Source organism: Allorhizobium sp. nf9_anc (genome assembly GCF_056323085.1).
This window is the reverse complement of record NZ_JBWHZM010000002.1, coordinates 163,718-184,185: the sequence shown is the minus strand read 5'-3', so window position 1 is coordinate 184,185 and position 20,468 is coordinate 163,718. Positions and strand designations below refer to the sequence as shown.

General features: G+C 60.8%; 11 protein-coding genes. 9 read left to right on the top strand and 2 right to left on the bottom strand.

From position 1 onward, the window contains the following. Positions 1–8: 8 nt before the first annotated feature. The 9 genes from AC02Y0_RS22990 to AC02Y0_RS22950 all read left to right on the top strand — a co-directional run bounded on the left by AC02Y0_RS22990 (position 9) and on the right by AC02Y0_RS22950 (position 19,257). Positions 9–1,133 carry a PilZ domain-containing protein gene (locus AC02Y0_RS22990; protein ID WP_476384176.1) on the top strand — a complete coding sequence of 375 codons (1,125 nt, stop codon included), beginning with the start codon at positions 9–11 and terminating at the stop codon, positions 1,131–1,133. Continuing rightward, positions 1,133–2,578: a mannose-1-phosphate guanylyltransferase gene (locus AC02Y0_RS22985; RefSeq protein ID WP_476384175.1), complete on the top strand. Its 1,446-nt coding sequence runs from the start codon at positions 1,133–1,135 to the stop codon at positions 2,576–2,578. The genes AC02Y0_RS22990 and AC02Y0_RS22985 overlap by 1 nt, the downstream gene beginning before the upstream one ends. After that, the gene (locus AC02Y0_RS22980) at positions 2,578–6,231 is read left to right on the top strand and encodes a NosD domain-containing protein (protein WP_476384173.1); all 3,654 of its coding nucleotides are present in this window, start codon (positions 2,578–2,580) and stop codon (positions 6,229–6,231) included. The genes AC02Y0_RS22985 and AC02Y0_RS22980 overlap by 1 nt, the downstream gene beginning before the upstream one ends. Next, the gene (locus tag AC02Y0_RS22975) at positions 6,224–7,351 is read left to right on the top strand and encodes an alginate lyase family protein (protein WP_476384172.1); all 1,128 of its coding nucleotides are present in this window, start codon (positions 6,224–6,226) and stop codon (positions 7,349–7,351) included. Before AC02Y0_RS22980 ends, AC02Y0_RS22975 begins: the two co-directional genes overlap by 8 nt. After that, positions 7,348–10,086 (top strand): tetratricopeptide repeat protein, encoded by a 2,739-nt coding sequence (locus AC02Y0_RS22970; protein ID WP_476384170.1) that lies wholly within the window; start codon positions 7,348–7,350, stop codon positions 10,084–10,086. Before AC02Y0_RS22975 ends, AC02Y0_RS22970 begins: the two co-directional genes overlap by 4 nt. Before the next feature lie 60 nt (positions 10,087–10,146). After that, entirely contained in the window at positions 10,147–12,906 is a 2,760-nt protein-coding gene (locus tag AC02Y0_RS22965) for a tetratricopeptide repeat protein (RefSeq protein WP_476384168.1), read from the top strand. A gap of 7 nt (positions 12,907–12,913) precedes the next feature. Beyond that, the gene (locus AC02Y0_RS22960; protein WP_476384167.1) at positions 12,914–14,161 is read left to right on the top strand and encodes a tetratricopeptide repeat protein; all 1,248 of its coding nucleotides are present in this window, start codon (positions 12,914–12,916) and stop codon (positions 14,159–14,161) included. 107 nt (positions 14,162–14,268) lie between these two features. Next, the gene (locus tag AC02Y0_RS22955; protein ID WP_476384166.1) at positions 14,269–15,285 is read left to right on the top strand and encodes an alginate lyase family protein; all 1,017 of its coding nucleotides are present in this window, start codon (positions 14,269–14,271) and stop codon (positions 15,283–15,285) included. A 141-nt stretch (positions 15,286–15,426) separates the two neighbouring features. Further along, entirely contained in the window at positions 15,427–19,257 is a 3,831-nt protein-coding gene (locus tag AC02Y0_RS22950; RefSeq protein ID WP_476384165.1) for a tandem-95 repeat protein, read from the top strand. 118 nt (positions 19,258–19,375) lie between these two features. On the opposite strand, the gene AC02Y0_RS22945 is transcribed toward AC02Y0_RS22950, so the two are convergent. Beyond that, positions 19,376–19,612 carry a hypothetical protein gene (locus AC02Y0_RS22945; protein WP_476384164.1) on the bottom strand — a complete coding sequence of 79 codons (237 nt, stop codon included), beginning with the start codon at positions 19,610–19,612 and terminating at the stop codon, positions 19,376–19,378. Between the two features lie 122 nt (positions 19,613–19,734). After that, complete coding sequence (locus AC02Y0_RS22940) at positions 19,735–20,382, bottom strand: TfuA-like protein (RefSeq protein ID WP_476384163.1); 648 nt, start codon at positions 20,380–20,382, stop codon at positions 19,735–19,737. Positions 20,383–20,468 lie beyond the last annotated feature (86 nt).

Genomic DNA, 20,468 nt, shown 5'->3' with positions numbered 1-20,468 from the left:
CATCGATCATGGGAGCCATGACCTACGAGGCTGAACTTCAACGTCAGCACCCCCGCTATCGTCTGCCGATGCGTGCCAAGATCGACGGCCGAATCTATCAGGTGCATGACTGGTCGATGAACGGTTTCGCCATCGACGCCAAAGGCTATACCGCCGGCAAGAAGGTCCTCGCGGATCTTACGATCCCCTTCAGCAGCTACGAATTCAGCCTGACCGAAGTTCCAGCAGAAGTCCTTTATTCCACCGATCCTGTGGGCCGCACCAGCTTCGTCTTCCTGACACTCGAAGACGGGCAACTCAGCCTTTTGCAATATGTGACCGATGCGATCCTGTCGGGCGAAGTCGTGCGGGCCGGCGACGTGCTCGATGTGGCGCGCCGCAATGATATTGTGAAGTCTAAACAGGTCCCGCCACCGCCGCGCCTATCGACCGGCGCGCGTATTGCCCAGCTTGGCCGTCGGGCAGCCGCCACCGCCGGCGTTGCAGCAATTGGCGCGGCCCTCATCGCCTTTCTGTCGGCAAATGTCTATGACGAGCTTTATGTGGTGCGCCCTGAAAGTGCCGCAGTAACCGCCAAGACGGTCAATGTTGCAGCGCCGTCGATCGGCCGGATCACCTTCCTCAACGAAAAGCGCGAGGTCTCCTTCGGTGAGCCACTGATGACGGTCAATCCCGCCGTCGGCAATCCGATTACGGTGGAATCGCCTTGTGACTGCGTGCAAGTCGATCAGCGCTTCGCCAATGGTGATTTCGTTCGCACGGGCGATCCGGTGGTCAGACTGATGCGCGCTGATGCACCGATCGTGGTCTCGGCCACAGTGGGCGACAATGAACTGATGAGCCTTTACGGCGTCGAGACAGCCTCGCTGGTCTATTCAGACGGCTCGTCTGTCGGTGAGGCCGAAATACTCTGGCTGCCGGGTAAGGGCGGCACCCAGGCCGATCTGCCGCGGGAGCCGCTCACTGTGCTGCTTGCCCCGAAGAAGGCGCTCTCGCCCGAGATGATCGGCCAGCCCGTCGAGGTCAAGTTCGATCTGTTTGGAGAGAGCCTGTTCGGCCGTCTCATCGCCGGCGTTTCTTGGGCGCGGGCCAAAGAGCAGACAACCGCGTTCTTGAGCGGCGAGGTGAAGTGATGAGCGTCATTCGCCCCGTCGTTCTTTGTGGTGGCTCTGGCACCCGTCTATGGCCACTTTCACGGCGCCTCGAGCCGAAGCAGTTCCAGAAGCTGAGCAGCGACCGGTCGCTGTTTCAAGACACGCTTGCGCGTTTCGAGGGCCCGGAATTCGGTCGTGCAACCGTGCTCGTCAACAGCATGCAAGAGCCACGTGTGGAACTCGATCTGCATGAGATGCAGCATCCGGCAGGGCTTCCGACCATCCTCATCGAACCGGCCATGCGCTCCACGGCACCAGCGATTGCCGCTGCCGCACTTGCACTCGCCGCCGAGGATCCCGATGCTGTGATGCTGGTGGTTCCAAGTGATCATCGCATCGGCCGCCATGAGGTCATGGTCGAGGCCTATCGGGCCGCCCTTCCCTATGTCGAACAGGGGGGTATTGCGCTTTTTGGCATCCGCCCGAACGCTCCCGAAACCGGCTTCGGCTACATCGAGGCCGATTTTTCAACGCAAGGCACAGTCCTTGATGTGCTGAGTTTTGTCGAAAAACCGCCGCTTGACGTTGCAACGGCCCTGGTCGCAGGTGGTCGGCACACTTGGAACAGCGGCATCTTCATGTTCCGTGCGCTGACCATCCTGGGAGAACTTGCTCACCATGCGCCCGACGTCCTCGACGCCGTGACGACGAGCATTCGCGACGGCCGGCATGACGGCAACCGATTGCACCTGTCGCCAGTCTTTGCCGAGGCGCCCGAGATCTCGATCGATCATGCCGTCATGGAGCATACAGTGCGCCTCGGCGTCGTTCCGGTCTCGCCGGAGTGGAACGATCTGGGATCCTTCGAAGCCCTGTGGGAAGTCGGGCATCGGGATGACAGCAACAACGTCGTCAAGGGCAATATCCTCCTGCGCGACGTTGAAAACAGCTATGTCAAGGCGCAAGGACGGCTTGTCTGCGTCATCGGCTTAAATGACGTCGTCGTTGTCGATACGGACGACGTCCTGTTGGTCACCACCCGTGCGCGCTCGCAAGACGTGAAGTTCGTCGCACAACATCTGGCGAAAATCGCTCATCCGGCAGCCGATCGCCATGTCTTGCGCCAGGAGCTGGCTGGCAGCCGCCGTGTCATCGATGAAGGTGAAGGCTTTTCCGTCGAACGCATTGAGCTTCTACCGGGCGCGACACTCGAGTTGACCGAGACTGAAGGTCCCCTGTCGCGGGCGCTCCGTGTGCTTGACGGTGAGGTGATGATCGAAGGTGCATCCATGCCGGTCACGCTTGGTACCGGTGAGGCGGCTGAGATCGGACGCGTCGGCAAAACGGCCCTCTACAATCCGACATCAGACACTGCGACCCTGCTCTTGAGTGCAACGCGTCAGCGTAAAGGCGCGGTCGCAACACTTTCAACCGAGACCGACAGACAAGGCCGGAGCAATCCGGACATCAGGAAGGTTGGCTGATGACCTCTCATGGCAAACGTCACCCCCGGATCACCTTGACCGCCCTGACGCTGGTCTTCAGCCTCGTCTCCTTGACACCCGGCCATGCCGCGATCGAGGGCGAAGTCAGCATGGCGCGAAGCATTGTCTCTGAGGCGATGGTCAAGCTCGATGCAGAAACCGACCCGGGCCGACGTGTCCACTGGCTGCGGGAGGCGGTCGATGCCATCGCCGTCCTGGAGGGACTTGGACGGCAGGCCGTCGGCATTCAAGAGGCAAAGTCGGCTCTTGCCAATCTGGCCGGACAAGCGATCACACCTGACGTGTTGCGGCTCAGCCTGATCGGCGCCCTGGCAGGGCATCTCAGCGAGGGCGAGGCTGGCCTTGAACTTGATCTGGAGGCCAAGACCATCGTTCAGCAGCTGTCCGATCCTGCCTATCGCTCGGCCGCTTGGTCGACGCTGGCTGCGGCACATATGCGCGTTGGTGAAACTGAAGAGGCCGAACGACTATCAACGCTTGCAATCGAGGAGGCACGCTCCATCCCGCGCGACGCCACCCGTGATGGAGCTTTGCGGGCCGCAGTTCTGGTTTTTCCGCCAGCTCAACTGCCCGACACCCTGCTTGAAATCGCAACCAATGCCGTCGTCCTCGCGCGCACCCGCGCGGAGCTTTACCAGACCCGTGCGCTGGACAGGCTTTCGGCCGAGGGCACGACGGACAAGACCGCGGCAGTGCTCACCGCCGGCGCGCGTCAGGCAGTCGACAGCCGCGACTATGCGCGCGCATTGCTCTTTACTCAGGCGCTTGATCGCGATGAGGATGTCCGCCAGGACCTGCTGGAGGCTGTCCTTGCCGCCGCACTTGGAACCGCCGATGACGACCTGGCACTGCGTACGGCGAAGTCCATGTCGCGCGATCGCGATCAGAACAAGGCCCTGAGACAGGTGGTCGACGCACGCATCGAGCGGAGCAAAGCCATGCGCGCCCGCGAAATCGTCCCACTGTTTCTCACCGACAAGGCTCGCATCGATGCCGACATTGCCATTGCCAAAGACCTGAAACGTCAAGGTTATGACGATGCAGGACTGCAAATCCTGAAGCAGAGCGTTGATCACAAATTCGACGATGCCAATGCTGTTGCCAATCTCGTTTCGGCCCTGGCGGGTTTCTCGGAATTCGCAGCCGCCCGCAAGCTTGCCGAACCCATGGCCGAAGGGCCCGAGCGCTCTCATGCCTATTCACGCCTGATCAAGGGCCTGGCTGATGACGAAAGACTTGACGAAGCCGAGAGCCTTTTGGCCGAGGTTTCGCAAGCGCAAGATCTCGGCTTTGCCCGATCTGCCATTGCCAGGGCACTCATCAAGGCCGGCAAGGCCGGCCAGGCGGAAACGCGCCTTGAAGAGATCGAGGCGGGTCCTGATCGTGATCGGGTCATCGAGGCACTCGCCACGCATGCCCTGAAGACGAAGGACTTTGACAAGGCCCGCACGAAGCTTGCCATGGCTGAGAGCGAAGCATCGCGATGCCGTATCCTGATTGCGATTGCGCTTGCATCCGAACCCCTTGGTTCAGCAGATGCAAAGGCCGTGCTGGAGGAGGCCGTTGGCGTCATCGCACTTCGCCCCGACATGGACGGCTCCCGCGCCGAGATTGCCATCGCCTTTGCCCGGATCGGCGAAGTCTCGCGAGCCGACGCCCTGATACAATCCATCGAGGATGCCAAGGCCCGGCAGGAGGCCGAGCGCGAGATTGCCGAAATTCTCGTCAAACAGGGCGCGCTGTCACTGGACGATCCGCGGCTCAAAAAACTTGCCGGGCCGGAGCAGGCAAGGCTTGTCAGCCAGATCGCATTTGCCCGTTTCGAGACGGACGGCAATGTCGAACACTTCGTCAGCCAGGTGGCGGAGCTCCCCTGGCAGGCACGCATCCCGGCACTACGCCGCCTCGCGGAGGTGAGGGCCCGGGCATTGGACGTCAAGGGCTGGCTTACCGATTCTACAATTGACCCACTCGCACGGTCCGTCGCCTCCCCCGCCATGGCTGCCTCGTCACCTGAAGCTCTCGGTCTTTCAGCCGATTTCTCCGTGGCGGGCCACCGTATCAAGGCCCCGGCACCGGAAACGCGCGCTCTTCAGGGAATTGCCATGCCTGACATTTTCGGGCTGGATGCCGCCGGTATGCGCGCGCGCGTTCCCGCACCCGCCGATCCCGTCGGCCATCTTGCCATTCTTGGTTTCAGCCCCTTCAGCCTTGAAGCTTTCAAGCTCGGCGATGGCGGCGAAGTTGCCGTTCACCAGGTCCAGATCTCCCAGCAGATGACATGGCCCCGCTACATTGCGGTCGAGAAGGGCGTGGTCACACTCGGCAGTCTGTTGAGAGATCTACCTGAGGCGACCACCCGCCGTCTTCTGGTCGCGGACAAGGACAATCTGCTCATTCGGGTGCCGATCATCGTTTTGCCTGGCGCCACGTTGCTGATGTCCGGTGCCGAATTCGATCAATATCGTCTCGGAGCCCAATCAGGCGCCTTCATTGCGGTGGCTGGACGCATGATCGTCCAGGATACTGAGATCGTCGGCTATGATGAGGTGGCGGGAAAGCCTGCCCATGCGACCGACCAGGACAGAAGCCGCTTTCGCCCCTTCATCACCGCTTGGGGAGGCAGCGATCTGCAGATCGCTGGAAGCCGGCTCGCCATGCTCGGCTACGATTCCAGCAAGGCTTTCGGGCTCACACAGTCAAGCGGGGCGGCAGTGCAGTCGCTTTATGCGGTGAAGGAAAACCGTCCAACCGGCAATCTGATCGACAACAGCTTTGAGAACCTGCGCTATGGCTATTACAGCTACGAAGTCGATCATGTTCGCCTGATCGGCAACGAATATCGTGACAACATCATCTACGGCATTGATCCGCATGATCGCTCCCGCCACCTGCTGATCGCCCTCAACACCGCCTATGGCTCCCAGAAAAAGCACGGCATCATCATTTCGCGTGAGGTGGATGACAGCTTTATCGTCGGCAATGTGTCCGTTCACAACAAGGGTTCGGGCATCATGTTGGACCGCACCAGTATCCGCAACATTGTCTATGCCAATACGGCGGTGGCCAACGAGGGCGATGGACTGACCTTCTACGAAAGCGGCTGCAACATTGCAGTAGCCAATGATCTGAGCCGCAACAAGCGTGCCGGCGTGAAGATCCGCAACAGCACCGATGTCGGCATGTACGACAACCGGCTGGAAGCGAATGGCGCAAGCGGTGCCGATATCTATGTCTCTGATCTGCGTCAGTCGCCCGAAGGTCAGACACGCAACTTCGAACTCGATCCGTTCCAGGCGCTTGTCACGGCTGTGCTGAGTGGAAACGCATTTGCCGACAACGGGAACGCCATCAATGTTGCCGGTGCCGCCCAGCTGCTCATCGAGGAAAACCAATTCCTGCGTCAAAGCAACCGGATCTATGGTGGTGACTTAAAGCCGCTGTCGCCCTTTCTGCTGCGCCTTGGGGAAACCTCTGCCCTCTTGACCAGCGAAAACTGCGAGCCGGAAACCGCCATCAAGGCCTGCGACCTCGGCGGCTGGCCACATCCGCCCCGGACAAGCCCGGTCTGCACGGGCCAGTTGTTGAAGCAGGCGCCTCCGATCAGCGAGGGGAGCGCCCGTGATGGCTGAACGCTTGCACAAATCCTGGGGCGCGCCGCTTTCGGTCCTGATTACGCTTGCTACGCTGAGCGCGGCGACACCCGCTTCGGCAAATGGCTGGTCTGGCCTGTTTGACGTCAGCCACCGTGCAACGCTGCTGTCCACTGAACCCTATCGCGAGATCCGGCAGTTGTGCCTGTCTGTTGCGATCGATCCCGCCTGGGCCGGGCTTGTGCCCATCAAGAGGCTCAGCGCCACGGAAGGCTATGGTTCGGATCAATCGGCCGAGGATTTCTCCTGGGCGGTGATGGTTCTGTCGGGGCGGGTCTTGGCCGGCGACGCGAAGGCACGCTCAACACTGGAGCAGCTTCTGTCAGCCTGGGCGACATCAGGGGCCTTCACCGATACGCAGGAAGTGCACGACGCCTATTACGCTTTGAAGCGGCAGCTTCTGCCGCTCACGGTCGCCTATGCCATATTGAGGCGTGATCTGGAGCCTGAACGCGCAACGCTGCTGGAAGGCTGGATCGGCACGCTGGTAACCAAGGTCGATCATCTCTTCGACGGTGACGTCGACCGCAACAACCACCGCATTCTGGCTGACAGTGTGCTGGCTGTCTGGGGCTCGATCGTTGACGATCGCGCCATGATGGAAAAGGGTCTTTCGCGCTATGACGCCGTGCTCGCCGAGGCAAGACCAGACGGCACGCTGGAGCTCGAGGCGCGGCGTGGTGCGCGTGCCTTGTGGTACCAGCGCCAGACGCTGTCCAGCCTGACAGTTCTGGCGGAAGTCGCCCGGGGCCAGGGCATTGACCTTTATGGCCGCACAGCGCCCGGTGGACAGTCCTATGCGGCGCTGCTTGGGGCCTTGATCAACGGTATTGCCTCGCCGGTCCTCGTTGCGGTCTACGCGGCAGAAAATCACATTCCAGGGCCTGAGAAGGACTACCGAAAGCTTGAGCTCGGCTTCCTTGAGACCCGCGGCCATGGTCGCCACTACATGGCCTGGTCAGAGGCTGCAGCCTTGCACGGCAACGGTCTCTCGTTTGACCGTCTTAAGGGACTTTTCGCGCGTCAGATCCGGGCAGATCGCCCGTTGATCGACGAGTTCGTCGGTGGAAATTCGACCTGTTTCTGGGGGCAGCCATGATGGTTTCGTCACGTATAGTCATCCTGGCCACGCTTCTGGCCACACTTCTGGCACCGGGTGTTAGAGCGCAGGAAACCGATCTTGCCCAACGCTTCGAGACAGAGCGCGCGCTTGTCGAGCAGCTGACAGACAGCGATGTGCCTGAAGATCAGCGCCACTTGGCCGAACTCTATCGCGACGGCTTGATCTTCAGTGCCTCCAATCCGGTCCGCAAGGCGGATCGAGAAGCCGCGATCCGGGCCTATCGCCGGGCAATAGACCTTGGCGACCGCTCGGCATCCTCGCTCGTTCCGCTTGGTCGACTGCTCCTGCGGGAAGACGGTGGCATTGCGTTCAAGACTGTTGCGCCGGATCTGCAGCGGCTTGCGCTTGAGGGTAACGGCGACGCGCTTTATCTTTTGGCCACAGATGCCCTGGAAAACCAGAAGCGCCCGCTTGACGATGTCGTCCCGCGCCTTGAGGCGGCGGCACTTCTGGGAAGTCTTGCAGCCATCACCGATCTGGCAGCGCTCGGTCAGGACATCGGCGAGACGCTGACGACGACCCTGATCAGCCGTTTGACGGAGAGGGCGAGCCAGGGCAATGCTGCAGCCGCCCTCTCACTTTTCAAGGTCTATGGGGATGGCATCCTCGTTCCAGCGGAGCCCGAACGCGCGATCGGCTGGCTCACACAGGGCGCTGACGCCGGCCATCTGGCCGCGATTGAGCAACTGGCTGCGGAATACCTGTCAGGCCAGCATGTCACCGCTGATCCCGCACGCGCTGCAGACCTTTACCAAACGGCCGCGAACGCGGGCAGCCGCGTTGCGGCCCTTGCGCTCGGCAGTGCTGCGATCACGGGGGCAGGATTGCCGGTCTCGGATGCCAAGGCCCGGACATGGCTGCAACGCGCCAGCGAAGCGGGAGTCCGCCAGGCGGCTGTTCTTCTGTCGAACCTGGACCTGAAGCTTGCGCTCGCCTTTCAAGGCGAGCCTGCCGAACGTTCACGGCTGATCGAGGCGGCCTTGTCGCCCATCGCAACCGATCCGGAAGCCCTGGCGGATCTCGCCAGTCAGCATTGGCGCTCCGTTCAATCCGATCAAGTCGCACCTGTGCTGCTTCCAATGCTCGAGGCGCAGGCGCTGAGGGGCAAGAGCGTTGCAGCTCTGGCCTTGAATGCCTGGCTGGAGGCCAATGGCCGTCCCCTGCCCGATCATGTTGCCCGGGCTCTGATGGAGAGCCTGCGAAAGACACCTCTGGTCAGCGTCGGCTTTTCCAATTTCACAGTCGCCAATCTGGTGCTCAATGGGCGCATCGCCCCGACGGTCCTTACCACTGAACAGGCACTTCGCCTGCTTTTTCGGGCTGCAGACGACGATGTCGGGCAAGCCATGTTACGGCTTGGCCAGCTCTACCGGCATGGCGATCAACTGGCCCGCAGCGAGAGCTTTGCGCGCCGATGGTTTGTGAAAGCGCAAGAGCGCTTTGTCGAACGGGCGTTCTGGGAGCTAGCCGACCTGAATGCCCACTCTGCGGATGGCAAGGAGCGCCAGGCAGCAAAAGACTTCTACCACAGGCAAATCGACGAAGGCGATCCAAGGGCTGGCATCGCGTTGGTGGACTTGCTTTTGCGTGACAGCGAGCTCGATGGGGTGAGCCTGGAGCGTGCCCTGTCGGTCACGCAGGCGCCGGCAGACAGGATCGCGCTTGCCTCTGTCTTGTTCTCGACCGGTCTTGAGGGCCACATGGCGACGGCAGAAACCCTGCTGACGTCGCTGGATCTTGAGCGAATGCCTCCTGCCGATCTCGTTGCGCTTGGCCGACTGCGGTCGACCATGGCCACCAATATCGAGGAAGCGACAGATGCTGTTGCAATCCTGAAACAGGCCGCATCCTCGGGCGCACCGGTCGCAAAAACGACGCTCGCAGCCACCTATTTGTCCTCCGTTGCCTATCGTGAGGAGGCAAAGCACGCAATTGCAATGCTGCAGGAGGTGCTCAGCGACAATCCCCGGGATCCCGAAGCACGCTTGGTCATGGCGCGAGCCTATATGATCGGCCTCGGGGTGGAGCGGGATGCTGCCAAGGCTGAAGCGCTGATCGCTGACGTCCGGACCGAGAACGGGTTCAAGCTTCCCAAGGCCAGTCTGCTGGAGGCCGACTGGCTTGCCTTTTCCGCTGCCGGGCGTGATCCGGTCGCCGCCGAAGCCTTGCTCGTCGGTCAGGCTGCCCGCGGTTCGGCCGCTGCGCGTCGGTCCCTTGGAGAATACGCCTTGAACGGTTTTGGTCCGTCCATCCGTCCGGATGCGGCGGCAGGCCTGATGCACGACGCAGCAGAGGCCGGTGACAAGGAAGCCATGGCTGCCCTCGGGCATATGCTGCTGAATGGCTACGGCGTCAGCCAGTCCCGCGAAAAGGGTATCGACTGGCTTTCCCGGGCCGCCAATGCCGGCAACACCAATGCGATGTACGAACTCTCCCGGATCATGGCCCTGAAACAAGGGCCAACTGGCGATCCCCGGGCAGCGGTCGCATGGCTGAAGAAGGCGGCCGAGCGGAGCCATCCCAATGCCGCCTATCAACTTGGCCTTGCCTATCTTGCCGGGGATTGGGTGGAACAGGATGTCGACCAGGCGGCGGCTTGGTTCGAAAGATCGGCCCAGTCCGGAAACCTGCTTGCGGCACGCACGCTGCAGGCGGTGCGCTCGGGCGCGGGCGCGGAGACACTCGCGACGATTTCCAACACCTCCGACTAGAGGCGCCGCCAAGCGCTTCGGACGGGAAGAGGACGATGTGACATGGCAGGAGGAAAGCTGATGAACCGACCGCACAACCAGACCGTCGCCATGATTGCGGCAACGCTGTTTACACTCGTCCCGCTACCCTCCTCGGCCCTTGCCGAGACGTCTGGGACGATTCCCTTTGACGCCCTGCCGCTGCCCCTTACGCCGCCAGAGCTCAATTACACCAAGGTCTGCCGCAAGGCGCAAAGCCCGGCCCCTCTGTTCATGGACTGGAAGACATGGACAGGCGGGCAGCCGCCGCTTGAACCCGATCAGATCCTGGCTGACGCAAACCGCCTGATCGACGGCGGAGCGGGTGTCGTGCGCGATCTGCCCCTTGCCCGCCGCCTTCTAGAACAGATCGTCGAAGACAATCGGGTCACGGGACTGGGTGCCAAGCGCCGTCTGGCCCTGCTTTTGCTTGACGAGCGTGCTGGGCCTGTGGACCGTCAGTCCGCTGCCCGATTGCTGATGGAAGCGACGGCGGGACAGGAAACGGATGCCGCTTTGACGCTTGGTCGATTGATCGTGCGTGGCGCATTGCCGTCCCTGCCCGCTGATGATGCTGCGCGCTATCTCAGCATCGCTGCCGGCTTTGGCGAGCCCATGGCCGCCATTGAACTTGCCCTTCTTTATGCCGATGGAAGGCTTGCCGAACCGTTTGAAGGTGCGGCCACCCATTTTGCCAATTTGGCGACGATCAACATGCAGACGGCATTGAGCCAGGGTGAATGCGATCTGGCGATCGATCTTGGTCAGGTCCTGCTTGAGCGCAAGTTGAAGAATGCAGACCAGCTGTCGGTTGCCTGGTTCGCGATTGCGGCAGGCGCGGGTCATCGCGCCGGCCTCGAAAAGCTCGCAAGAGCCTATGAGAACGGCATCGGTATTGCCGTTGACAAGGTCAAGGCACATGCGCTCTGGGACGAGGCAATCGCGCAAGGTTCGGTCCTGGGTCATGCGGCGGTCGCAGAACTTGAACTTGCCTCCGGTTCGGATCCAGCTGGCATCGAGGATCTGCTGCTGACCGGTGTAGACAATGGCGACCCAAGCGCTGTCCTGCTCGGAGCGCGCTTTTATCGGGGCGACTTCACAGGCACCGCAGATTTTGGCCGAATGCAGATGATCCTGCAGTCCGCAGCAGAAAGGCCGGGTACCTCCGTCTTTACGCTCGACATCCTGGCCAATAGCTATCTGACAGCGCAAGGCGTCGCACGCGATCCGGATAAGGCCGCCGAGCTCTATCAACGAATCCGAGCAGTGGGCACAGCCGATGCGAGGGCTCTATACGGCCGCTATCTGCTCAAATGGGGAGGCGGATTGCAGGAAGCGGAAACGGAACTGCGCGCCGCAGCAGACATGGGGTCTTCTCTCGCCATCGCAAGCCTGGCTGACATTTCCGTGTGTCGCCCCAGCCCAAGCCTTGATCCCGACCAATGGCTTCAGGACGCTGCGAGCGACGGCAATGGGCTCGCCATTCGAAAGCAGGCCCGTCGCGCCTTGGAAGCAGGCGACAGGGCAAAGGCACAAGCACTTTTTGAAGAGGCTGCAGCAAAGGGCGACCGGATCTCGATGGTGGAGCGCGCATCTGCGCTGATCGCGCAAGCCGGTGGGCCGACCAAAGCCTCGCGCGCCTTGGTCGCTGCCGCTGGTGCTCCTGGGGAAAACGTGATTTCAGGCCGCTTAGCACTGGCCCAGGCTTATCGCAGTGGCAAGCTTGGTCCAGATGACGGCAAGAGCACAGAGCTTCTTCAAACGCTGATCGGGAGCTTCGACCCGGCTGCGGATTTCGAACTCGCACGCATTGCCCTGGAAGAAAACGCCGTCGATGAGGACGTCCGGATCCGACTGGAACGCGCCGCAATTGGCGGTCATGCGGGCGCCATGCGACTTCTGGCGCGCATCAAGGGGCAAGACGCCGGAGGGTCTGTTGAGGCCGACGGCTGGTTGTTGCGGGCCGCAGAGCGAGGCGACGCGGAGGCACTGGCCGAGCTTGGCGATGATCCGGTCCCGCTTCCGGCTGTTGCCGCAACCCTCGACACAGTGTTGCTCTGCGATCCCAAAAGCCTCGTTCAGAAGGCAAGGCTCCACAGACTTCTTGACGATCCAGTTCGCGCGATCGAGGCGCTCGAGGATGCAGAGGCTGTCGTCGAACACTCCCCTCGCCTGCGCCTTGCTCTTGCCGAGGCGATCCTCACGCTCTCTCCTGAAGCCCATGACGATGCCGCGCGTGCAGCGCGCCTGCTCCAAGGGGCCGCCGAGGAAGGCAGTGGCAAGGCAGCCTTCGTGCTTGCCCGGCTGGAAGAAGGCGACAGGCTCGGAAACCAGCGCGGTGCCGCGATCAACTGGTATCGCCAGGCGGCCTTGGATGGCGAGCAATCTGCGGTTCCAGAGCTTGCACGCCTGGCTGATGGAGGATCTGCGCCTGATGCCATGAGCGCCCTTCAGACCGTGGCTGCGACCGGCAATCCCTTGGCGCTTCGCAGTCTGGGAATGTTGCTGGCAACACGTGGGGACGAGGATGGTCGCGAAGGCATCCAATTGCTGGAAGACGCGGCGAAAAAAGGAGACGTTGCGGCCATGAAGATACTTGCCCGCTTCCATGCGGCCGGCATTGATGGCGAGGTTTCGGCCGCAAAGAGCACCGACTGGACACGGCTGGCCGCAGAACAGGGTGACCCTGAAGCCATGTTCCAATACGCGATCGCGCTCGATCTCGGTTTTGGCGTCGTATCGGACCCGCAATCGGCGAAAACCTGGCACAAGAAGGCGTTGCAAAATGGCTATGTGGAGTAATTCTGCGATGACCGACCACCCTTTCGTCAAACATCCTTTCGTCAGACACCCTGCCGTCAAGCGGCTCGCGCTGTTCAATGGTCGGGCTTTCGCCTTGATCATCATCCTGGGCCTTGGCCTCGGGTCGACCATATCCCCACCACCGGCATTTGCCGCGGGGCCGGAAGCCCAGCTACGACAGTCACTGCCAAGCGCATTGCGCGGCGACCGCGTCGCGGTTCGGGAAGCGGCCAAGGCGATCGTCAAGATCGGTCCCCGACCGTTCAAATCAGCCGCACAGCTGCGCCCCCTGATCCGCACGGAGGCCCTTCGTGGTTCGGGCGCTGCTGCCAATGCCTATGGCATCATGCTGCAATACGGCATCGGGGGTCCGAAACTGCCCAAGGAGGCTGCCAACTGGTACGCCCGCGGTGGCTCGGAAGGCAATGTCGGCGCCTCCAAGAACGGCGCGCTCGCCTATGCACTGGGCTGGGGTGTAAGGCGCGATACGAGGCGTGCCAATCAACTGCTGCAAAGCGTGCCAGCCGATCAGCGCAGTCGCAAGATGCTGGAGATCGCAAGGGCCATGATGCAGCCAGGGCGCGAAGAGCCAGAACAGGCGCTCTATTGGGTGGAACGGGCTGTTGATCTCGACGAGACCGGGCAGCTCAATGCAGCCGGTGTCTACCGTGATCTGGCACAGAGCATGCCCGGCGGCGAGCAGCTCTTGCGCGACTGGCTTGAGCACCTGGCGGCGAAGGGCAATGTTCGGGCAGCTCTCATTCTGGCACGGGAATTGGAAACAACCGGCGACACGACAGACCTGATCACAGCGAGCGAGCTGTATCTGAACGCAGCGCAAAGTGATACGCCCGGCGCCTATGACGGCCTGGGACGGTTGCTGGCAACTGCGCCTCGACCGCTATCGGACAACATCCTGGCCAGACTGGAGGAGAAGGCTAAGGCCGGTGTCATACCCGCGGCTGTCGCGCTTGGTACCCATCTGATCTTCAGCCCGGCCGCATCCCAGGACAACAGGCAGAAGGGGATTGCCTATCTGCAGGAAGCGGCCCGTTCGGGGCATGCGGAAACCCAATATCGGCTTGCCATGATCCTGCTCGGCGACGGCCAGCAGGCCGACAAGCACGAACTCGCACGGGCCTATCTCGCCCTTTCGGCCGCCAGCGGCAACGAGAAGGCAGCCAAGGCTGCAAGACAGTTTGGAGAAATCACCGTGGCAGACGCCCGCCTGATCGTTTCCCCACGCGAAAACTGACCGGGGCGAGACTTGGCCCGCACAATATGGATCGCCTTGTATCATCCGGGTTAAATGGAATTTAGATCTTTTGCGCTAGACCAGCATGAAATTCGTCCTGGAGTTTCATGTTGGCAAACGCTGCCCTGTCCCGAACCTCAGTCGTGCTCGGCCTTGCCATGATGATGGCCTCGCTTGCCGTGACGGAGCAGACGGCGGCCTCCGACGACACTTACCCCGCGACCCACTCGGCGATCCATTCGGCGGCCATGGCACGGCACGACAGCTGTACCAAACCTGCGGATCTGCCGCGGCGTCTGGCAACACAGTCGAAATACGATCAGTCGATCGCCTCCCGCTCTGTGATAGACGAAGCGGCGCGACAAAAACGCGCCGACCAACTGGTCCCGATCACGGCCGCCATTCGTCATGTAGCGTCACTTGCACGACGGGGAAGCGAAGACGGGCGCGTTGGGACGAAATGTGCAATCCAAGCCTTGCGCCACTGGGCAGCCATCAAGGCCCTGACCGAGATGGTGACGTCTGATTCCAATCTCACCCGCGACCGTTTGACTGGCGATATCGCCTCCATCGTCCTTGTTCTCCAGGCGCATGGCGAGAGCCTTGATTCCGAGAGCGGTATTCGCGCCTGGCTTCGCACGCTCGCCCGTCAGACCATGGCCTATTATGATTGGAAAGCCGGTCCGACATCACGGCGCAACAATCACCGCTACTGGGCCGGGACCGCGGTGGCCGATATTGGCGATTTCCTGAACGACCGGGACATGCAGGCCTGGTCGGAGACGAGTTTTGCAGTCGGCGCCTGCCAGATCGACGAGAACGGTTTTCTTCCGCTGGAACTGGCGCGGGCGGAGCGGGCCTATGAATACCACCTCTACGCCTATGGAGCTCTCAATCGTCTTGCCCATCAGGCGGCGCGGCGCGGCAAGGCTGATTTGGCCTGTACTGATCGGCTTGAACGTCTTCACAGGCTTGTGGCCGATGGCGCAACGAGCGCCTCGTCCTTTCAGAGGCGTACCGGCCTTGCCCAGCGCAGTCCGTCACGCCTTCAACTTGCCGCTGCCGTTACTGCACCACCGTCGGCCGACAACCTTGGTACCACATCTGACGTAAATCCACTGTAACGCCCGAAGGATACCAAGTGTAGTTCAGCTTATGCGAACTAAATCAGGTTCTCGTTGATCTGCGTTTATATCCTTTCGATCGCCCTCCCCCTACACTCCAGGGAAACAAGGGAAACAGCCTGCGGGCGGATCGGGGAAAACATGCCAACGTTTAATGTTCTTGATTTTGGTGCCACTCCCGATGACGCCACAGACGACAGCGCCGCCATCCAGGCGGCCATCGACGCGGCTTTTGCGGCAGGCGGCGGCACAGTCGTGATCCCGGCTGGCACTTTTTATGTGAGCGGCGATCCCTTGAACCCTTCGCAAGGCTGCATCGAGGTGCGCTCGAATGTGACCCTGACGGGTGCTGGTGCCGGAGAAACTGTCCTCAAACTGGTTGACCATTTCGACGCCCGCATCAACGGCATCGTGCGCACACCCGTGAATGAGAGTGCTGAGAATATTGTCATCAGCGACCTGACGATCGACGGCAACCGGGCAAACAACATCGAACACCAGGCCGGCATCATCACGGGCGTCAAGGAAAACGAGGACGGCCGCATTCATCAAAACATCACCATCAGTGGTGTCGAGGTGATGAACTGCAACGCCTATGGCATCAACCCGCATGAGATCACCTACAATCTCGTCGTCGAGGACTGTGTTTCCCACGACAATGGCAAGGATGGCTTCGTTGCCGACTATGTCGAAGGCGGCATCTATCGCAACAACATCGCCTATAACAATGATCGCCATGGCTTCAACGTCACGACCAGCAGCAATGACGTCGTGCTCGAGAACAACAAGGCCTATGACAATGCAGGTGCTGGCCTCGTCACCCAGCGCGCTGATATCTTTCCGGAGGGACAGGACAACATCCCCTGGCCGACACGCATCACGATCATTGGTGGGGAATATTACAGCAATGCCCGTGAAGGCATCCTGATCAAGCTTTCCGACAGCGTGACCGTGACCGGCGCCCTGATCTACGAAAACGACCGCCAGGGGATCCGGGTCGAAGGCGCGACAAACACGACGATCACCGGAAACACGATCTACAACAATTCCCAGGCCGGCGACGGTGTCTATGACGAGATCAATATCCGCCTGCGCATCGATGATACGATTACGCCGGCGCGCATCTATTACTCCGAAGGCACGGAAATCTATGGAAATATCATCTATGCCGACGGCGCGATCCGCGGTCGCTACGGCATCCGCGAGGAGTTGACCAACTCGACCGCCGACAACCCTTCCGGCACGATCGTTTATGACAATACGGTCAGCGGAGATCGCAGTGGCGACATTTTCATCCCGCCCCATTCGGCAACAGAAGGTGCGGATATCTTCTATGGCACGGCGAGCGGTGATGCCTTTGCCGGTCTTGGCGGCGACGACATCTATGTCGTCAACCACTCAGGCGACACCGTCTTGGAAGCTCTGAACAAGGGCATCGACACCGTCATTGCGTCCATGAACCATACGCTGGGCGCCAATGTCGAGAACCTGCTCCTCGTTGGCACTGCGATCCGCGGCACGGGCAACAGTCTCGACAACGAGATCATCGGAAACGACGTAGCCAATGAGCTGGAAGGCTTAGGGGGCGCAGATATTCTGGATGGTGGGCTGGGTGCCGATATCATGCAGGGCGGCGATGGTGACGACATCTATTTCGTCGACAATGCCGGCGACACGATCGTGGAAAAGGACAATCTCGGCGCTGGCGGCTTCGACACCGTCTATTCGAGCGTCAGCCATATATTGGCGGCCCAGGTCGAAAAGCTTGTTCTTCTCGGCACTGATGATCTTGATGGGACCGGCAACGCTGGTGCCAATGTCCTGATCGGCAATGCCGGTGACAACCGGCTCGACGGCATGGCCGGGGCCGACCAGATGACAGGTGGCGACGGCAACGACACCTATGTCGTCGACCACACCAGTGACCTTGTCAGCGAACTGGCGGGTGAAGGCACAGACACCGTCTTGAGCTCACTCACCTATACCCTTGGCGCAAATGTGGAGAACCTGACGCTCACAGGGGCAGTCAGCCGCGATGCGACCGGCAACACGCTCGCCAATGTGCTCAAGGGCAATGACGGCGCCAACAAGATCCATGGGATGGACGGCGACGATACGATCGAAGGCGGTCTCGGCCTTGACCAGCTTTACGGCGATGCGGGCAATGACACTTTTGTCTTGCGACGGGGCGAATTTGCAGGCGACGTCATCGAGGACTTCACCGGCAATGGCACGGGCGCAGGCGACCAGATCCTGTTTACCGGATTTTCGAGCGCAGCTGTGCTTGTGGATCTGGGGGGCGGAAACTGGATGGTTCAGGACGGCAGCTATACGGAAAGTTTGCGGATCAAGACGCCTATTGGCCAGACAGCATTTGTCGCTGAGGACTACAGCTTTGATGGCGTGGTCGTCGCGCCAATCAACACGGCACCGGAGACGGCGGCGACTGGAAACCAGGCAACCGGCAGTGAGGATAGCATCATCACCGGCCAGGTTCCGGCCGCCACCGACGCGCAAGGACATGCAATCACCTATCAGCTGGTCGCAAACATTGCTGGCCTCAGCTTCAACGCCGATGGCAGCTTTTCGTATCAGCCGGCGGCCAATGCCAATGGCCAAGTCAGCTTCGACTATGTCGCTGTCGACAGCCTTGGTGCCACAAGCGCAGCCAGAAGCTTCACCATCGCCGTCACACCCGTCAATGACGCACCGCAGACCGCCCAGACTGGCAACACTGCGTCAGGGATAGAGGACACTATGCTGAACGGGACCGTGCCCGCAGCAACGGATATCGACAGTTCGTCGGTAAGCTACGTCCTGGTTGGGGCGCTTGCCGGCCTCACCTTCAACGCAAACGGCAGCTTCAGCTTCACGCCGCCGGCCAATGCCTTTGGGGACTTCACGTTCCAATATGCAGCGGTTGACGCCGAAGGGCTGCAAAGTGCCGTGCAAGGCTTCACCCTGACGGTTGCGCCGGTCAATGACGCGCCAACAGCGGCCGTTGTGGGCAATACGGCCAGCGGTATGGCCAATACGAGCATGACGGGCCGCGTGCCTCAAGGGTCAGATCTCGAGAATGACAGCCTCACCTATGCCCTGGTCAGCGGTCCTGCCAATCTTGTGCTGGGCACCGATGGCAGTTTCTCGTTCACCCCGCCATCAGGGACGATCGGCGACGTCACCTTTTCCTATAAGGTGGTCGACGCGGCGGGGGCGGAAAGCGCGCCACAAACCTTCACGATATCCGTCGCCCCGCCCCTCACGGGCCTCGTCGTCACCGGCACCAATTCCAGCAACACCCTTCACGGAAGTGCTGGACACGATGTGATTGACGGCCTGAAGGGCGCCGACACCATGTATGGTCATGCCGGCAATGACACCTATTATGTCGACAGTTCCAGCGACAAGGTGATTGAAGCGGTGGGCGCAGGCTATGATCGGGTGATCACCACCTCGTCCTTTACCCTGCAGGCCGACTCCGAAATCGAAGTCGTTCGAGCCACAGGCACCTCATCTGTCACGCTCAAGGGCAATGAGCTTGCCAATTCCCTGATCGGCAATGGCGCAAACAATACAATGAGTGGCAATAATGGCGATGACCGCCTGGATGGTGGGTTGGGCCGGGATACGCTCACTGGCGGGAATGGCAAGGACAGCTTCGTCTTCTCCACCGCGCTCTCTGCCGGCAATGTGGATACGATCAAGGACTTCAAGGTCGTTGATGACACCATCGTGCTCGACAAGGCGATCTTCTCGGCGCTTGCGCTTGGCCAGCTCGCCGCTGACAGTTTCGTCATCGGCGCGCAAGCGGCAGATGCCAGCGATCGCATCATCTATAACAGCACCGCGGGCACCCTGCTTTACGATGCTGACGGTGCCGGTGGCGAGGCTGCAGTCCAGTTCGCAACGATTTCGAAGAATCTGGCAATGAGCTATCTCGATTTCGTGGTCGAGGACACACTGATGACCTAAGGTGAGGCCAGCGCCAGTCAGGCTCGGCGCGCTTCACTGACGGAGGCACCGAGAAGGGGTTTGAATAGGGCAGACGTGCGATTTTGAAGTACGTCTACGCCCTGAACGATGAATTGCGTCAGCAATGACCCGCAGGGACCCGCGCAAGGCTGGATAACTCCTCGGGCGAAAGATCGGCAAAACCAATCTGTTGCAGTTCGGCAACAAGTTTCGAGCGCGCCGCTTTAAGATCCGACAAGCCTTCATGGACACCAATGTCGCCAGCGACCCCAATCGCATAGCCAATCATATTAATGATCGCCAGAAGCTCTTCCGCGCGATCATCGTCCAGTCTCTCAATGTTTCTGACAAGCATTCATAGCCCCACACTGCCACTCGACACACACTGACACGCACCGGGCGACAAGGCGCGTTGCAAATGCGTTGCACACGCGTGGCGCGACGCCTTTCGGTCCTACACCATAAATACTTGTTTTCTCAGCCATATAATTCACGCCAGAGGGGCGTTGCATTGAAGCTCCAAGCGTCTTTTGTCGCCGTCTCGCTTGCTACACCTTGACCAACGGCCTCGATGAGAACCAGCGCATCTGCCTGCTTCTGGTCGGTCCAGCATTGATCGACAATTTCCTGGAGACGCGGCCAGGCGATCCCGCTGAGCTCTGCCAAGGCCTTCCATGTCCGGTCCTTGTAGTGGATCCGGCGCGCGGATTGTTGAAGTCCAACCAGCAGCGTTTCATCGATCAGGCCCTTACGGCTTGCCGTTTCAAGCGTGGCATCCACGTTGACGAGCGGCACCGTGACCGGTGCATAACCGAGCGCGGACGGGGCGTGGAGGAGCGCCACATCGGCGTCATCGAAACGCCGACCACTTGCATAATCATTAAAGATCCGGCCAAGGCCGCACATCCCGAAAGGCTGGCACTCCACGGCCCGCAAAGCGCCCATGCTTGAGGCGCCGAACACGCAAACGCCGACCTTCAAGGCATAGAGGATTTCCTTGTGCCAGACCGGCGCGACATATTCGAACTGACCGTCGATCAGACCGATGACCGTTGCCCCATCCTGGACGGCTCGCATGATGTCGCCCTGGATCGCCGGCGGACGAAACTCGATGTCCCCCGGCAATTCAGATCCCAAATCGGGAGGGCTCTCCGTTTTCGCACGTCTGCCTGAGGTGCTTATGCCTGAGAGACTCATGCCCGAGAGACTGG

What these genes read in the sequence shown, in the direction of transcription:
- AC02Y0_RS22965 (WP_476384168.1), top strand. Translation starts at nt 10,147, where the DNA reads ATGAACCGACCGCACAACCAGACCGTCGCCATGATTGCGGCAACGCTG.
- AC02Y0_RS22950 (WP_476384165.1), top strand. Translation starts at nt 15,427, where the DNA reads ATGCCAACGTTTAATGTTCTTGATTTTGGTGCCACTCCCGATGACGCC.
- AC02Y0_RS22960 (WP_476384167.1), top strand. Translation starts at nt 12,914, where the DNA reads ATGACCGACCACCCTTTCGTCAAACATCCTTTCGTCAGACACCCTGCC.
- AC02Y0_RS22985 (WP_476384175.1), top strand. Translation starts at nt 1,133, where the DNA reads ATGAGCGTCATTCGCCCCGTCGTTCTTTGTGGTGGCTCTGGCACCCGT.
- AC02Y0_RS22990 (WP_476384176.1), top strand. Translation starts at nt 9, where the DNA reads ATGGGAGCCATGACCTACGAGGCTGAACTTCAACGTCAGCACCCCCGC.
- AC02Y0_RS22955 (WP_476384166.1), top strand. Translation starts at nt 14,269, where the DNA reads ATGTTGGCAAACGCTGCCCTGTCCCGAACCTCAGTCGTGCTCGGCCTT.
- AC02Y0_RS22945 (WP_476384164.1), bottom strand. Translation starts at nt 19,612, where the DNA reads ATGCTTGTCAGAAACATTGAGAGACTGGACGATGATCGCGCGGAAGAG.
- AC02Y0_RS22975 (WP_476384172.1), top strand. Translation starts at nt 6,224, where the DNA reads ATGGCTGAACGCTTGCACAAATCCTGGGGCGCGCCGCTTTCGGTCCTG.
- AC02Y0_RS22970 (WP_476384170.1), top strand. Translation starts at nt 7,348, where the DNA reads ATGATGGTTTCGTCACGTATAGTCATCCTGGCCACGCTTCTGGCCACA.
- AC02Y0_RS22980 (WP_476384173.1), top strand. Translation starts at nt 2,578, where the DNA reads ATGACCTCTCATGGCAAACGTCACCCCCGGATCACCTTGACCGCCCTG.